19 protein-coding genes are annotated in these 15956 nt (G+C 34.1%); 7 read left to right on the top strand and 12 right to left on the bottom strand.

What is annotated here, in order from left to right:
* Positions 1–96 precede the first annotated feature (96 nt).
* The 7 genes from BC962_RS00525 to BC962_RS00495 form a co-directional block, all read right to left on the bottom strand.
* Positions 97–1068, bottom strand: a complete 972-nt coding sequence (locus BC962_RS00525; RefSeq protein WP_121343986.1) for a deoxyhypusine synthase family protein — start codon at positions 1066–1068, stop codon at positions 97–99.
* Positions 1061–1939 carry an agmatinase gene (speB, locus tag BC962_RS00520; RefSeq protein WP_121343985.1) on the bottom strand — a complete coding sequence of 293 codons (879 nt, stop codon included), beginning with the start codon at positions 1937–1939 and terminating at the stop codon, positions 1061–1063. Before speB ends, BC962_RS00525 begins: the two co-directional genes overlap by 8 nt.
* Before the next feature lie 61 nt (positions 1940–2000).
* Positions 2001–3404, bottom strand: a complete 1404-nt coding sequence (locus tag BC962_RS00515) for an arginine decarboxylase (RefSeq protein ID WP_121343984.1) — start codon at positions 3402–3404, stop codon at positions 2001–2003.
* A 329-nt stretch (positions 3405–3733) separates the two neighbouring features.
* Positions 3734–4609, bottom strand: a complete 876-nt coding sequence (locus BC962_RS00510) for a pseudouridine synthase (RefSeq protein WP_121343983.1) — start codon at positions 4607–4609, stop codon at positions 3734–3736.
* Positions 4610–4680: 71 nt separating this feature from the next.
* Positions 4681–5586, bottom strand: a complete 906-nt coding sequence (locus BC962_RS00505) for a geranylgeranylglycerol-phosphate geranylgeranyltransferase (protein WP_121343982.1) — start codon at positions 5584–5586, stop codon at positions 4681–4683.
* Between the two features lie 15 nt (positions 5587–5601).
* Complete coding sequence (locus BC962_RS00500) at positions 5602–6540, bottom strand: mevalonate kinase family protein (protein WP_121343981.1); 939 nt, start codon at positions 6538–6540, stop codon at positions 5602–5604.
* 71 nt (positions 6541–6611) lie between these two features.
* Entirely contained in the window at positions 6612–7703 is a 1092-nt protein-coding gene (locus BC962_RS00495) for a diphosphomevalonate/mevalonate 3,5-bisphosphate decarboxylase family protein (RefSeq protein ID WP_121343980.1), read from the bottom strand.
* Positions 7704–7799: 96 nt separating this feature from the next.
* Here BC962_RS00495 and BC962_RS00490 point away from each other — a divergent pair, with 96 nt between their 5' ends.
* On the top strand, positions 7800–8279 hold the full coding sequence (locus BC962_RS00490) for a TspO/MBR family protein (protein WP_121343979.1): 480 nt from the start codon (positions 7800–7802) through the stop codon (positions 8277–8279).
* Positions 8280–8291: 12 nt separating this feature from the next.
* On the opposite strand, the gene BC962_RS00485 is transcribed toward BC962_RS00490, so the two are convergent.
* Together BC962_RS00485 and BC962_RS00480 are read right to left on the bottom strand one after the other, a co-directional pair.
* Positions 8292–9500: a BaiN/RdsA family NAD(P)/FAD-dependent oxidoreductase gene (locus tag BC962_RS00485; protein ID WP_121343978.1), complete on the bottom strand. Its 1209-nt coding sequence runs from the start codon at positions 9498–9500 to the stop codon at positions 8292–8294.
* 65 nt (positions 9501–9565) lie between these two features.
* Positions 9566–10249 (bottom strand): glycerophosphodiester phosphodiesterase, encoded by a 684-nt coding sequence (locus BC962_RS00480; protein WP_121343977.1) that lies wholly within the window; start codon positions 10247–10249, stop codon positions 9566–9568.
* 103 nt (positions 10250–10352) lie between these two features.
* Here BC962_RS00480 and BC962_RS00475 point away from each other — a divergent pair, with 103 nt between their 5' ends.
* The 3 genes from BC962_RS00475 (at position 10353) to BC962_RS00465 (ending at position 12191) form a co-directional block, all read left to right on the top strand.
* Positions 10353–11201, top strand: coding sequence for an SDR family oxidoreductase (locus BC962_RS00475; protein ID WP_121343976.1), 849 nt, complete (start codon positions 10353–10355; stop codon positions 11199–11201).
* 201 nt (positions 11202–11402) lie between these two features.
* Entirely contained in the window at positions 11403–11921 is a 519-nt protein-coding gene (locus tag BC962_RS00470) for a DUF421 domain-containing protein (RefSeq protein ID WP_121343975.1), read from the top strand.
* 9 nt (positions 11922–11930) lie between these two features.
* Complete coding sequence (locus BC962_RS00465; RefSeq protein ID WP_121343974.1) at positions 11931–12191, top strand: SemiSWEET family sugar transporter; 261 nt, start codon at positions 11931–11933, stop codon at positions 12189–12191.
* Position 12192: 1 nt separating this feature from the next.
* On the opposite strand, the gene BC962_RS00460 is transcribed toward BC962_RS00465, so the two are convergent.
* Complete coding sequence (locus BC962_RS00460; protein WP_121343973.1) at positions 12193–12630, bottom strand: hypothetical protein; 438 nt, start codon at positions 12628–12630, stop codon at positions 12193–12195.
* 104 nt (positions 12631–12734) lie between these two features.
* Between BC962_RS00460 and gntA the strand changes: the two genes are divergently transcribed.
* Genes gntA through BC962_RS00445 form a run of 3 tightly spaced genes read left to right on the top strand, consistent with a single transcriptional unit; the run spans position 12735 to position 14619 of the window.
* Complete coding sequence (gene gntA / locus BC962_RS00455) at positions 12735–13436, top strand: guanitoxin biosynthesis heme-dependent pre-guanitoxin N-hydroxylase GntA (protein ID WP_121343972.1); 702 nt, start codon at positions 12735–12737, stop codon at positions 13434–13436.
* A gap of 3 nt (positions 13437–13439) precedes the next feature.
* On the top strand, positions 13440–14057 hold the full coding sequence (locus BC962_RS00450) for an FMN-binding negative transcriptional regulator (RefSeq protein ID WP_121343971.1): 618 nt from the start codon (positions 13440–13442) through the stop codon (positions 14055–14057).
* The gene (locus tag BC962_RS00445; RefSeq protein WP_121343970.1) at positions 14044–14619 is read left to right on the top strand and encodes a DUF1989 domain-containing protein; all 576 of its coding nucleotides are present in this window, start codon (positions 14044–14046) and stop codon (positions 14617–14619) included. The genes BC962_RS00450 and BC962_RS00445 overlap by 14 nt, the downstream gene beginning before the upstream one ends.
* Before the next feature lie 13 nt (positions 14620–14632).
* Here the strand turns inward: BC962_RS00445 and BC962_RS00440 are convergent, their stop codons facing one another.
* Positions 14633–15340, bottom strand: coding sequence for a TerC family protein (locus BC962_RS00440; protein WP_121343969.1), 708 nt, complete (start codon positions 15338–15340; stop codon positions 14633–14635).
* A gap of 123 nt (positions 15341–15463) precedes the next feature.
* Positions 15464–15943 carry a nuclear transport factor 2 family protein gene (locus BC962_RS00435; RefSeq protein WP_121344900.1) on the bottom strand — a complete coding sequence of 160 codons (480 nt, stop codon included), beginning with the start codon at positions 15941–15943 and terminating at the stop codon, positions 15464–15466.
* Between the last annotated feature and the right edge of the window lie 13 nt (positions 15944–15956).

The following is a 15956-nucleotide window of genomic DNA, read 5'->3' as shown; positions in this document are numbered from 1 at the left end:
GTCTTCGGAAATGATGAAAAACCATTAGTTCTTCAAAAATAAGATTCCGAGTGACGCAACTTCTAATAAGCAGCTTAAATGTTTCTTAAAACTCGATTACATATCTAGTAAATATGCAAAAATCAATGGAGCTACAATGGTAGCATCACTTTCTATAATGAATTTTGGAGTATTAATATCTAATTTTCCCCAAGTTATCTTCTCATTAGGAACCGCTCCAGAATAAGATCCGTAACTGGTTGTAGAATCAGAGATCTGGCAGAAATAATTCCAAAAAGGAGTGTCTGTACGCTCCATGTCTTGATATAACATTGGCACCACGCATATTGGGAAATCTCCCGCAATACCTCCACCAATCTGGAAGAAACCAATTCCTTCTTTAGAATTTTCTGTATACCAATCAGCTAGAAAGGTCATATACTCGATCCCAGATTTCATCGTACTTGCTTTTAGCTCGCCTTTTAAAACGTAAGAAGCAAAAATATTTCCCATGGTACTATCTTCCCAACCCGGAACAACCATTGGAAGATTTGCTTTTGCAGCAGCAAACATCCAAGAATCCTTAATATCTATTTCGTAGTATTCTTCTAATACTCCAGAAAGTAATAGTTTATACATGTATTCATGCGGAAAATAACGCTCTCCGGCAGCTTCAGCATCTTTCCAGATCTTCACGATATGCTCCTGAATTCTTCTAAATGCTTCCTCTTCTGGAATACAAGTATCTGTAACTCTATTCAAACCTTTTTCTAAAAGATCCCACTCATCTTGAGGTGTAAGATCTCTATAGTTAGGCACTCTTTTATAATGAGAATGCGCAACAAGATTCATTACATCTTCCTCTAAATTGGCACCTGTACAAGAAACAATTTGCAATTTATCCTGACGGATCATCTCTGCAAATATTTTTCCTATTTCGGCAGTACTCATTGCACCAGCAAGAGAAACCAACATTTTAGAACCACCAGCTAATTGCTTTTCGTATGCTTCAGCGGCATCTACAAGAGCAGCGGCATTAAAGTGTAAATAGTACTTTTTAATAAATTCTGAAATCGCTCCTTTACTCATCGTCGTCTTCGTCTGGGTTATGATTTAAATATTTGAACTTATAGCTCAACATTTTATAATATAATTTTGCAGCAAGAAAATCTGAAGATTTATCCACATCGTTAGGACAAAGCTCTACAATATCAAATCCTACCACATTTTTCTTTTTAAAGATCATTTTCAGGAAATCTAGAGTTTCATACCAAAGTAATCCTCCTGGTTCTGGGGTTCCTGTAGATGGCATAATAGATGGATCAAAAGCATCAAGATCTATCGTGATAAATACATTTGGCGTCATTTGTCCAATAGCATCCTCTGTCCAGTTTTCATAAAGATCATCACCAAAATACACTTGGTTTTCATCCATATGATCTAGTTCAGAAACATCCATAGATCGAATTCCTACCTGTACAAGATTGGTCGTTTTACTCGCTTCGTGAAGCGCACAAGCATGATTGCATTTAGAACCTTCATATTCTGGCCTTAGATCTGCATGAGCATCTAGTTGCACTACCGTAAGATCCGGAAAAGCTTCATTAAACGCTCTAATTGTTCCAATACTTACAGAATGTTCACCACCAAAAATTGTTACAAATTTTTCTTGATTTATGTAATTTTTAGTTGTTTTTTGAACAGCTTCTACCATTTTTTCTGGTGAAGAATTCTCAGTTACCGGCGGAGCCAAGTAAATACCTTTTCTGTAAACTTCTGAACGGGTTTCAATGTCGAAAAGTTCCATATTTTCTGAAGCTTCCAAAAAAGCATCTGGTCCTTTATCTGCGCCTTTTTGCCAGGAGCTTGTTCCATCATAAGGAACAGGGATTAATACCACTTGTGCATCCTCTAGGCGTGCATATTTTTCTGGTATCCCGGCGTAATTCTTTTTGCTCATTGCTTGATTTTAAAAGTTTTAAGTTGACTTGTAATGGTTAAAGTTATAAATTTTTTTAAATCTATTTGTTTCTATCGTAACCTAAGATGTGTAATAGGTCTTCGGCGTTCTGTTGCTCACTAAATACTTTAGTTGTTAAAGTGCCATCTTCTTCCTTATCTATAAGTATGTGTTTTGGTTGTGGGATCAAACAGTGTTGTAATCCGCCAAATCCACCAATACTTTCTTGGTAAGCACCTGTATTAAAGAAACCAATATAAAGTGGTTTCTCCTTTTTATACTTCGGAAGATAAATCGCGTTAGTATTTTGTTCAGAGTTGTAATAATCGTCACTATCACATGTAAGTCCTCCTAGTAAAATACGCTCATATTCATCGTTCCACCTATTTATTGGCAACATTACAAATTTCTTGCTTATAGCCCAAGTGTCTGGAAGCGTAGTTATGAAAGATGAATTTATCATGTTCCACTTTTCACGATCGTTTTGTTGTTTTTGATAAAGGATCTCATAAATAGCTCCTCCACTCTCTCCAACTGTGAAAGATCCAAATTCGGTAAAAATATTAGGTACTTCTACCTCATATTCTTCACAAGTAAGTTTAATCTGATTTATGATCTCAGACACCATATACTGGTAATCATATTCAAAAGCTAGAGAATTTTTTATTGGAAATCCACCGCCGATATTCAAACTATCCAAACTTGGACATACCTTTTTAAGATCTATGTATACCTTTAAACATTTATTCAACTCATTCCAGTAATAGGCTGTATCGCGAATACCGGTGTTAATGAAAAAGTGAAGCATTTTTAGCTCTACCTGTGGATTGTCTTTTACCTTTTTATTGAAAAAAGGAACAATATTTTTATATCCAATTCCTAATCTGGAAGTATAGAACTCAAATTTTGGCTCTTCTTCAGAAGCTATTCTTATACCAATTTTATAAGGATCGTTTATTTTTTCTGAAAGAAGATCGATCTCCTCGTAGTTATCTATAACTGGGATACAATTTTTATGTCCTCCATTTAAAAGATCTGCAATATTAGTGATGTATTGGTCTCTTTTAAAACCATTACATATTACATATGCATCTTTATGAAGTTTTCCTGATGTTTTTAATTTCTGAACGATATTAATATCGAACGCAGATGAGGTTTCAATATGAATATCATTGTTTAAAGCTTCGTTTAAAACGTGTTCGAAATGAGAGCTTTTAGTACAGTAACAGTAATTATATTTTCCTTTATAATCATGTTCCTTGATTGCGTTCTTAAACCATTCTTTTGCTCGATTTATATTCTCTGAAATCTTTGGAAGATAGGTGAACTTAAGTGGTGCACCATATTGCTCTACTAATTTCATAAGATCTATACCATGAAATTGCAGCTCATTATCTTCTAATTTAAATTCTTCCTGAGGAAAATAAAAAGTTTGCTCTATTAAATCGCGATATTTTGTGTTCAATGCTGTGTTTTAATTGTTGGTTAAAAATTAGGGATTAAATTATACTGTCAAAAGGATTGACTTGTAAATTATTGTTAAGATAATTTGATGGGAAGGCGCTAAATGTAAGCGCGCTGAGATTTGTCGAGCCTAAAGCTGAATTAAAAACCTGAAGCTCAGTGGCTTCACTTAAAAATAACATCAACGTTATCAATTGAGTTTATTTAATTCTAAATCTGAAAATCTCTACTTTACTTATCGCTAAAAGTGAATTTTTAAAAAGCAATTCACTTATTAGTCAAGCAAATGTATAAAAAATGTTAGTTGAAATTACATTTTTGAGTTAAGGTCTACAGCATTTTAATATTTATGATCTCTTGTTTAGTTAGAAATCTATAATTTCCTCTTGGAAGATCCTTTTTTGTAAGTCCGCCAAAAGTCACTCTATCTAACTTTTCTACCTCATAACCTAAGCTTTTGAATAGGCGTTGGATCACGTGTGGTTTTATACTATTGGTCTCTATTCCCAATTCATTCTTAGGTCTATTGTCTATATAACTTACCTCTTGAACTTTTACTTTTCCATCTTCTAGAGTAACACCCTCTTCAATTCTTTTCAATTCTTCAAAAGAAATAGGCTTGCTAAGTTCTACATGATAGATCTGTCTAATACCGTTCTTAGGTTTTCCAAGTTGTTTTTCTAAAGTCCCGTCATTAGTGAATAATAAAAGACCAGTAGCCTGACGGTCCAGTTTTCCAACAGGTACTACTTTAGATTTAGTTGCACTAGATATTAGATCCATTACGGTTCTAGAACCTTTTTCTAAACTTCCAGTAGTAAAGAATCCTTTAGGTTTGTTCAAAAGAATATATTCTGGCATTTCTGGAGTTACACGTCTACCGTCAAATTTTACTTCTTCGTTAGGTTTTACTCGGTATCCCATTTCTGTAACTATCTTATCATTTACAGTTACATTTCCTGCACCAATATAGATATCTGCATCTCTACGAGAACAAGCTCCAGAATTAGAGATGTATTTATTAAGCCTTATTCCTTCTGGCTTTGGGCCAGTTTTAGCAGCTGTTTTTACTGCAGCTTTAGGAGCGCTTTTTGGGGCGGAATCTTTCTTAACAGGAGCGTTTCCTCTAGCCATAGATTTTTTCTTTGGCCCACCACCTTGTCTTCCACTAAACTTTTTTCCTGAAGAATTATCATTCCTTCCCATATCGCTAATTTTTTGCAAAGATACTAGATATATCTTTCTCTTTATATTTTAACACTTAAAGATTTGTATTCTTAAAAAACTCTATTAAAAACTTCTTTGTAATCTATAAGTAGGATACTAAAAACTCCCGCTACAATTATAAATTTAAGTATGTTATGTAATATTAAATACTGCCACTTCGCATTGCTAAAATAAAGAAATAACAAAAAGAATATAAGCAGAAGTAATGAAGTGTAAAAATAATAATCCATTAAACCGGTATCGAATCTTGTAGTTAAGAGTAGAATTGGAATAACAGCTAGAACAGTGAGGACAGAAAGAAAAAACTTGCTCCATTTTTCACCATAGACTACCGGAATGGTTTTATAATTCTGAATTAGATCTCCTTTTAAATTTTCTAGATCCTTTACCATTTCTCGCATTGCGATCATAATAAAAAGAAAAGTTGCGTGTATGAAAATAACGGTTTCAAAATTTTTATAATAAATAAATACTACAAAAAATGGAGTAATAGCTAAGATGCTTGCCATGATATTCCCCAGAAAAAGGATTTTTTTAATCCTGTGGGAATATAACCAAATGGTGAATATGTAGATCGAAAAGAAGACTACCGCTCTAAAAGACACGTAACTGGCGAAGAAGATAGCAGCAAAATTCAGAATAAAATATACCGAAAGTTTTGTTCGCTGACTAATAAGCCTATCCAGCATTGTCTTTTTTGGCCTGTTTATTAAATCTTTCTCACTATCATAAAAATTATTGATAATATATCCTGAAGCAATTACTGTTGCCGAAGAAAGTATGAGAAAAAAGAGGTTAGGATCAAAAAAAACATCTCTTAGTGGAAGATCTGGCGCTAATATAAATGCAGCAGTTAAATATTGAGCAAAAACAAGGATGAGAATATTATATCCTCGTACTACCGAAAACAAACTCAACAATTTAAGTAGTAATCGTTTATTTTTAGCAGACGCCATGTAGTTTAGGAAATTTTAGAAGTTGTAAACCACTTCTAAATTATAATCTTTTAAAGATCTTTTTGCCCTTTCTATGTCTTCTGTAAAACCTAAGATATAGCCACCTCCACCAGAACCACAAAGTTTTAGATAGTAATCGTTAGAATCTATTCCTTGTTTCCATAAATTATGAAATTGTGTTGGTATCATTGGCTTAAAGTTGTCTAATACAACGTGAGAAAGCTTTTTAATATTTCCAAATAAAGATTTAATGTCGCCTTGTAAAAAATCATCTACACAGGCATCAGTATGTTTTACGAATTGATCTTTCACCATTTTTCTAAATGGCTCTTGTTTCATGTTTTCCATAAAGATCTGTACCATTGGCGCAGTTTCACCTATAGAACCACTATCCAATAAAAACACAGCGCCTTTTCCATTTTCTGTTTGAGATGGAATTCCAGCAGGCTCAATATTATCTTTAGAATTTATTAAAATAGGGATGCTTAAATAACTGTTTAAAGGATCTAATCCAGAAGATTTTCCATGGAAAAAAGATTCCATTTCCCCGAAGATCTTTTTCAGTTTTAATAATTTTTCTCTAGTCAGATTTTCTAAGACCGTGATCTTATCTGTAGCATATTCATCATAAATAGCAGCAACCAAGGCGCCACTACTCCCAACTCCATATCCTTGAGGGATCGTAGAGTCAAAATACATTCCTTTTGCAATATCTTTGTTTAATTCTTCTAAATTGAAATGTACTAAAGAAGGATTAGCTACTTCTAATTCTCCTAAATATTTAGCAAAGCGTAGTAAACTTTTATTAGATTCTATCGCCTCTTCTGATGGATTTTCATCCACCTTTAAAGCACCATTATAAAAGTTATATGGTATAGATAACCCCTTGGAATCCTTGATGATCCCATATTCTCCGAAAAGTAAGATCTTAGAGTAAAATAATGGTCCTTTCATAAGCGTATAAATATTCTAAATTTAGAAAAGTTCTAAACAATAGATTGCGAGGCAAATATAATCAATTAAAACTACAATTTTTTTGAACCTAAACCTATACTGTCAGATATAAATTGATTTTTCTCACAATACCCAAGTAGTTTGTCTTCAATAAATTGAAAGATTTCTGTTTTATTTTTTTCAGGATACAAAACATGAACATTGGCACCAGCGTCTAAAGTAAAACAAACGGGTAATCCAGTTGCTTCTCTAAATGCCCATATTTTGTTGATGATCTCTAATGTGTTAGGCTTCATTAATATGAAATAAGGATTGCTGCTCATCATCATTGCATGCAATGTTAAGGCCTCACTTTCCACTATTTCTATAAACTCATTTAAGTTTCCAGACTTAAAAATTTCTTTTAAAGCAGCTAAATTTTTATGAGCTTGTTTAAAACGCTCTTCAGCAAAAGGATGATCATGCATTAAATTATGACCAACACTACTACTCACTTTTTTCTCTCCTTTATCTACCAATAAAATAGTATCCTGATAGTTTTCAAAAACTTCATGCACTTCATTTGGATAGGCTACTCCAAAAAGATTGGAACTGCCTTCTATGCCTTCATGTTCACCCCAAACAACTATTTTTCCTTGTACACTTCTACAGGCACTTCCAGAGCCTAAGCGAGCAAGAAATGACGCTTTTTTATAAAAGTAATCTTCAGAAATACTAGGAGAAAGTTGCTTCTCTAAACTCATAATGCACAAGGCCAAAGCGCTCATTCCACTGGCAGAAGAGGCAATCCCACTACTATGTGGAAAGGTGTTTTCAGAATTTATAGTAAAGTGATATTCCTTTAAATAAGGACAAAACTCTACTATTCTTTCAAAAAAGGTATAGATCTTAGGCTTAAAATCTTCTTTTTTTTGTCCTTCGAAATAAAACTCAAAATTAAAAAGATCACTTTTTTTCTCAGAATCTTTTGTACTAGTAAATTCTAAGCTGGTTATTGTTTTACAGTTATTCAGCGTAAAACTAATAGAAGGATTTGCAGGGATCTGATTTTCTTTTTTACCCCAATATTTTACCAATGCAATGTTGCTAGGCGATTGCCAAGTTACTTTCCCAGTATCAATTGTCTCTAGTTTAGATTGTGGTATAAAATCTTGTGCTTGCATGCTCCTAAAATTTTACACAAATATACTTTTTTAGTTAAGAGATGATAACTTAGAATTTCAAATAATTGCCTATTTTAGGCTAGCAAACCAATTAAAATGACTTCTAAAATCTATTTACGAATATCCTTTGCATTGGCCGTTTGCTTGTTTATTGGTTTTTTGGGTTCTCTTGCTACGCAAACTAGTATTGGAGGTTGGTACTTACAGCTTAATAAACCTAGCTTTAATCCGCCAAACTGGATATTCGGGCCGGTTTGGACAGTTCTTTATATTTTAATGGGTATAGCGGCGGGAATAGTATGGAGTAAAGGTTTTTATCATAAATGGGTGAAAACTGCCCTTTATCATTTCGTTTTTCAACTCTTGCTGAATGCTTCTTGGTCCTTACTTTTTTTTGGGATGCAAAAACCATTCTGGGCATTATTGGATATTATACTTCTTTTTATCGTTCTAATTTTTACCATAAAGTGGTTTAAAATAGTCAATAAAACCGCAGCATATTTATTAGTGCCGTATGCTATCTGGGTGGTATTTGCCGCAATTCTGAATTTTGAGATCTGGCGACTGAATTTGTGATATTTCTTATTCTTAACTTGTCATGGCTTTGGCAGCTAGGTATCCGCCAGTCCATGCATTTTGAAAGTTAAACCCGCCGGTGATCGCATCTATATTTAAAACCTCCCCTGCGAAATATACATTTTTCTGAAGTTTGCTTTCAAAGGTTTTAAAGTTCACTTCATTAAGTTTTATCCCACCAGCAGTTACAAACTCCTCCTTAAAAGTACTTTTTCCGTCTACCAAAAACTCAGATCTTGTAAGTTGCTCGCTAAGTAAGACTAATTGTTTTTTATTAATATCTGCCCAAATATCGGTCTCAGCTATCTTAGAAGCAAGAACTAAACTTTTCCATAAGCGTTTCGGAAGATCGAATTGTGCATATTTTGAGAGTTGTTGCTTAGCATGTTTCAGTTTAAGTTCTAAAAGTTGCTCCAGAATTTCTTCTGAATTTTGCTGAGCGAGCCAATTTACTTGGATCTTAAATTTATAATCGAGCTCGTTCAATTCTCTTGCACCCCAAGCAGAAAGTTTTAAAATGGCTGGACCACTTAGACCCCAATGCGTAATTAAAAGAGGACCTTCATCCTCCATATTTATTTCCGGGATTTTTACCGAAGCAAAAGTCGCAACGCCTGGAAGATCTTTAATTCTCTCATCTTTTATATTAAAGGTGAATAACGAAGGTACTGCAGCTTCCATTTGATGCCCTAGGCTTTCTAGCATCTTCCATATCTTAGGATTACTTCCTGTGGCTATCAGAATTTTTTCAGCAGAGAAGTCTCCATTACTAGTATTTATAAGCCATTTTTCGTTTTCTGAAGTGATATTTTGGACAGAATGATTTTTAAGGATCTTAATACCTAAACGCTGGGTTTCAGAAAGAAAGCAATTTATAATAGTTTCCGAAGAATCCGAGACAGGGAACATTCGTCCATCCTCTTCAATTTTTAATTCGATACCGCGTTCCTCAAACCAGGCAATAGTATCTCCTGTCATAAAGGAATGAAAGGGGCCGCGAAGTTCTTTTTCTCCTCTTGGATATTTTTTTATGAGCTCGCTAGGAGTGAACTCCGCATGAGTTACATTACATCTTCCCCCGCCCGAAATACGCACTTTGGTAAGCACTTCTTTCCCTCTTTCCAAAATTAATATTTTGGCATTAGGATCTAGTTCTGCAGCGTTGATCGCAGTAAAAAATCCTGCAGCACCTCCACCAATTATAATAATATCGTAGTTCATTCAGAGAAAATTGAAAGCGCAAATTTATAGGTTTGCAGCAGAAGGGAAGGAGGAAATAAAAGAAATTATAATCTGTCTGGGAAATCTGAAATTATTCCATCTACTCCAAACTCGATCATTCTGGCAATATCTTCCGGCTCATTCACCGTCCAGACATTTACATTAAATCCCTCATTATGTGCATCTATAACACTTTGTCTGGTTATAATGCCTAAAGAAGGATGTATAGCTGTAGCGTTTAGGACCTTGCCCCATTCTATTGCTTCCTCTACACTTGCTTTACTTAGTATCGCGATAAGAATGTTGCTGTTTATTTTTTTTACTTCCAGCAATTCATTTTCTTGAAAACTGGAAACAAGAATACTGGAATATTCCCAGCCTTTATCTATATATTTTGAAATAATTGCACAGGTTCCTTTAGCAGTATGTTGACCTTTAAGTTCTATGTTGATAGAACATTTACCTTCTATAAGGTCTAAAACTTCAGTAAGTAAAGGAATTTTATAATCTCCTTTAAGTCTTAATTGCTGAAGTTGCTCATAGCTCTTGGTGCTAATTTCTCCAAAACCATCACTTAATCGGTCTAAGGTGAAATCGTGAAAAACCACCAATTCTCCAGATGCACATAGATGAACATCTATTTCTATACCATCTACACCCATTTCCAGGGCTAGATTAATACTCTCTAATGTATTCTCGGTACAATGACCTTTCGCACCGCGATGACCAATTTTATAGATAGGATTCATTTTTCAAATATATATTACTTGTTTAGAAAGTCTTATCATTACTTAACATTTTTTTTAATGGGTTGCTTTTTAATTTCACATAATAATCTAAACATGTAATAAGATGGACAAGCCTAAGGAATTTGTAAATCAAGATCAGAAGAAACCTGGTTTTGAATATAAAATGAGCCCACAACCAGAGATTATTCGAAAAGACTATAAAGGAAGTGATAAACTTCAAAATAAAACAGCTTTAATTACTGGAGGGGATAGTGGAATTGGTAGAAGTGTAGCAATTCATTTTGCTAGAGAAGGAGCAAATATTGCAATTGTATATTTAAAGGAAGATGAGGATGCCTTGGAAACCAAAAAAATGGTGGAAAAGGAAGGGAAAGAATGTTTAATTATCGAAGGAGACCTCAAAGAAGAGAAATTTTGTAAATCAATAATTTCTAAATGTCTTGAAGAATTCAAAAGCTTAGATATTGTTGTGAATAATGCAGCTTTTCAAGAACCAAAAAATAATATTGAAGATATAAGCTCAGCACAACTTCACAAAACCTTCGAAACCAATATCTACCCTTATTTTTATGTTGTAAAAGAAGCTATGCAGCATCTAAAAGAGGGAGCTACTATAATTAATACCACTTCTGTAACGGCGTACCGCGGTAGTGAACATTTGTTAGATTATTCCAGCACCAAAGGCGCTATTGTAACTTTTACTAGATCCCTATCTAAAATGTTAGCAGGAAAAGGGATTAGAGTGAATGCAGTAGCTCCAGGGCCTATATGGACGCCCCTAATTCCGTCTACCTTTGATGACGTTTCAGATTTCGGACAGGACACCCCTTTGGGTAGAGCCGGACAGCCAAGCGAAGTAGCACCTGCCTTTGTATATCTGGCTTGTGAGGACAGTAGTTATGTTACCGGCCAAGTGATCCATGTAAACGGAGGAGAAGTTGTTGGCAGCTAAAAAAATATCAATTTAATTTGAAGACCCTATAAATATAGATGTGAGACACAACAAAGCTTAGGTTTTGGAGAAAATGGAATCACTTTTAGTGAAATTGGTATGGATGCTATTAAACATTCTGTAGAAAACATACCGCATCCTTATTTGGAGTATTATAAATTTAAACGATAACTTTAAAATATAAATAAGAAAAAAAAATTTATGGAAAAATGGTTCGAGGCATCGGGAACTTCTTTAGTGGCAATTTGCATTTCAGCAATTGGAATTTATATTGCTGTAATAATTTTCACAAGGATTGCCGGAAAACGTAGTTTTTCAAAAATGTCCAGTTTTGATTTTGCAATGACGGTTGCTATTGGTTCTATAATAGCAAGCACTATTCTTTCAAAATCTATTAGTTTGTTACAAGGGATTGTGGGACTTGCAATAGTCTATATTTTGCAAATATCCGCAGCTTTATTCAGGCGTTTCAAATTCTTTCAAAAAGCAATAGATAACACCCCTCTATTATTAATGGATGGGGAAAAGATATTGAAAGATAATCTTAGGAAAGCAAGAGTAACGGAATCTGATCTGCGCTCTAAATTAAGAGAAGCGAATGTTACACAAATGTCTCAGATTAAGGCTGTTGTTTTTGAAACCACTGGAGATATTTCGGTATTACATGCAAGTGATGATAGTAATTTAGAGGAATGGTTGCTAAAGGGTGTGAAACGTTAAACTGAAACGATGGAATGGACAGATGTTTTAGGTTTAGTGGCCGGAATTTGTACAACTGTTGCAGTAGTGCCGCAAATAAAAAAAGCTTTACAAACTAAAAAAGTCGAGGACATTTCCCCTGGTATGTTCAGTATTTTAATAGTAGGAGTTTTTTTATGGGTGGTTTATGGAATTACCCAAAAAGATATGCCAATAATTGTAACTAATGGAGTTTCTTTAGCCTTGAACGGAATGATGCTTTTTCTCATGTTACGTTATCGTGAAAAATGATCTACCAAACTATATAAACTACAGCAGTACTTATTCCAAAAATAATATGAGCAATAATTAATTGCAGGTAGTATTCGCTCCATGCTATTTTCGGCGGATCGCTACTCAAGGCAAAGAAAATCTTCCACCCAAACACCCCAATAATTCCAGCTCCAAAACCTAATATTGCACCTGAAATTATAGATATTGGAATAAGTTCTATATCCCAGACCAATGCAAATATCAGTACAAATAGCCAGCCTATAAGATAATGTAATATCCATCCAGCACTACTTTTTTTAGATAATTCTAACCTGAAAAATGAAGATTTGGAAAGGATTATATTAAGTAGTTCTGGTTCTCTGAACTGCTTGTTAATTATTGCTGAAACAATATAGCTAAACGCAGTCATCAGAGAAGTTGCTACCACTCCAGCGATGAATATTTTAATTATTTCCATAGCATGTTAATCTTTTTTAAAGTTAGATTAATTTCTTCTTAAACACCTTTGATAATGACCCTTTCGCATATAAATTTACATTTTACAACCAAAAATTCAATAAAATGAGAGCTGTAGTTGAAAAAAAAGTTAATGCAGAGCGCTTAAGTTTAGATGATACTAAAAAGATTAAAGCCGAATTTGAAGATTTTATAATCAATCAAAATCATCCCTGCGTTATGGCTCAGACCGTTTTTAGTATGGATAAAGTAGATTTTCATGTCTACGATAACTTTGGATCTAAAAATACAGCAATCAAAATTCTTAAAGATTTAAAAAAATACATTTCTAATTATGATTTTGAATCCAAAGAATTCTTCACTTTCATGGCTGTATTTAAAGGAAGAGAATCCTTTACTGAAAAACAATTTGAAGATATACTTTGGAAGCAGTTAGACTTTTTACATGAAGTAGATACAGAATCTTGGGATCCTGCGGTGAGTGATGACCCTGCGAATAAAGATTTTAGTTTCAGTTTAGGAGGAAAAGCATTTTATATTGTTGGTTTACATCCAAACAGTTCGAGAATGGCGAGGCAAACTCCATATCCAGCGATCGCTTTCAATTTGCACTGGCAGTTCGAAAAGCTGAGAGAGATGGGCACTTATGAAGTTGTACGAGATAAAATTAGAGAACGGGATGTAGAACTACAAGGAAATATAAACCCGGTGCTTGAGGATTTTGGTGAGAGTAGTGAAGCAAAGCAATACAGTGGAAGAAAAGTTGGAGAAGAATGGAAATGTCCGTTTCTTTCAGGGAAAATGTAATTCATGTATCAGCCCAAGAAATATAAGAAGCAAGATCCAGCGTATTTATTCGAATTTATAAAACAACATCCTTTCGCAAGTTTTATTTTGAAAGGGGAGCGTTTATTGGCCACACACATTCCAGTGCTCATAGAGGGGAATTCTCAAAACTTCAGGCTATATGCACATATAGCTAATCATAATGAACAACTTCAGTATTTAAAAGATGATGCAGAGGCATTGATGATCTTTCAAGGAGCTCATGGATATATTTCCTCCTCTTGGTATCAGGAAAAAGATATTAGTACTTGGGATTACTCTGCAGTTCACGTAAATGTTAAATTAAAATTGCAGACACGAGAAGAGCTCGTGAGTTCTTTAGATAATTTAGTACAGGAGTTTGAAAAAGATCAGACGCAGCCATTGTATTATAAAGATATACCTAAGCAAATGTTAGAAGATCATCTTCCATTGATCACAGGGTTTTGGGCAGAACCTTTTAAAATTGAAGGAGTAGCCAAATTACATCAATCTTATAAAAAAGAAGATGTAAATGCTGTGATCCATAATTTAAATGAGGGCGATGCCTTGAGTAAGGAATTGAGTAAAAATATTAGAGAAGAGAATAATGGAAATTATTAAGAAACAAACGGGAGCTGCCTTTACATTGAAGAAAGGGCAAAAATTAAAAGTTGTAGATCCTCAAGGAGAACAGGTGAGTGATATGGTTCTTTTTAATGCTGAAGATACTCGAGAAAAGATCTCTTCAGGAAAAACCTTAGATTTTGAAGAGAATATTCTCATCACGAAAGGAAATTTTCTATGGAGTAATAGAAGTAGAAAAATGATGGAGATCCTAGAAGATACTAATGGGAGAAATGATTTTCTTTTAGCACCATGCAGTCCGGAGACTTTCCAGATCATGTATAACAATCCCGAATATCATCCAAGTTGTTTTGAGAACTTATATACCAATCTCGAAAAATTCAATATCCAACCGGATGATGTGCCTACCGCTTTCAATATTTTTATGAATGTGCAGTTTGCAGCAGATGGAAAGTTGAGTGTAGAGCCACCTTTAAGTAAAGCAGGAGATTATGTGCTTTTTGAAGCTCAAATGGATCTAATTGTGGCCTTAACAGCTTGTTCTGCTGAAGATAGTAATGGAGGTAGTTTTAAGCCGATCCACTATGAAATTTTCTAGTAATACAGCATTCTTAAGTATTCTTCTTTCTAAATCTCATATTTAACATCTCTATAGATAGAGAAAAGAAGACTGCAAAATAGATATATCCTTTTGGAACATGATAATGTGCCCCTTCTACTATAAGCATAACTCCAATTAAAATAAGGAAAGACAAAGCTAGGATCTGTATGGTAGGATGTTTGGAAACAAAATCTCCAACTGCTTTAGCGAAGATCATCATAACCACAATAGAGATCATTACTGCAATGATCATTAGTAATATTTGCTCGGTTAAACCGATGGCAGTTAAGATAGAATCGAATGAAAATATGATATCTAATAATACTATTTGAAGAATTGCATAACCAAAAGAACTTGCTTTTTTAACAGTATGTTCTTCAACATGACCTTCCACCTTGTGATGAATCTCCAAAGTGCTTTTTACCAAGAGAAATATTCCTCCACTTATTAAAATAAGATCTCTCCAACTTAACTCAAATTCTCCTAAAGATAAAACTGGCTTGGTAAGTCCAATGATCCAGGTAATACTTAAAAGTAAAAGAACCCTCATTATTAATGCCGCAGCTAGCCCACCAATTCGAGCTCTTTTTTGCTGATGTTCGGGTAGTTTATCTGCTACTAAAGAAATGAAAATGATATTGTCTATCCCTAAAACGATCTCCATAAAGGTTAAAGTAAGTAGTGCGATCCACGCATCGGGGTGCAGAAATATTTCCATTTAAAAGTTTTCGGGATTTATTGAGAATGAAAATTACTAAAATATTGCAAACTACAATTCAGCGGAATATTAAAGAAAATATAAATGTTTGAATAGATGTTTTCAACAAAAGTAAATGTCGAATTAGTGAAGGCTAACCACTTTAGTGATCTCCCATTTGGACTCCTTTTTCTGCCAGAAGATCACAAATTTCCCTATTCGGGAAGTTGTGTCCGAACTTTCTTGATTGTTTTTAAAAGTATGCTCGCCAAATTCTATAGCTCCAAAATCTTTTATAGGATACACTTCAATACTTCCAGGCACCAAATGTCTAGTTACCTTTCCGCAGATATTTTTTTCTGTAGCTTCTAAAATCCCTTTTTTAGAGGTCATTAATCCACCTTGATCATGAAAGAATTCAATTGAATCTGAATAAAACTCATTTTGCTTTTTCAAGTCACAACTATTATAAGCAGCAAAAAACTCTGTGTCCATTGCTACTATTTCCTTGTATAATTCAGCATTATCCGGAACATATTCTTTTGGTTGCTTAACGGTAGAGCAGGAAATGAACATTGAACCAATAATTAAAATGAAGAACTTTCTAATAGTTTTAATACTCATGTCTTTGATTTTA

It is taken from the genome of Gillisia mitskevichiae (assembly GCF_003634585.1).
Classification (GTDB): Bacteria; Bacteroidota; Bacteroidia; order Flavobacteriales; family Flavobacteriaceae; genus Gillisia; species Gillisia mitskevichiae.
The sequence above is the reverse complement of the archived record's forward strand: the minus strand, read 5'-3'. Positions and strand labels throughout refer to the sequence as shown.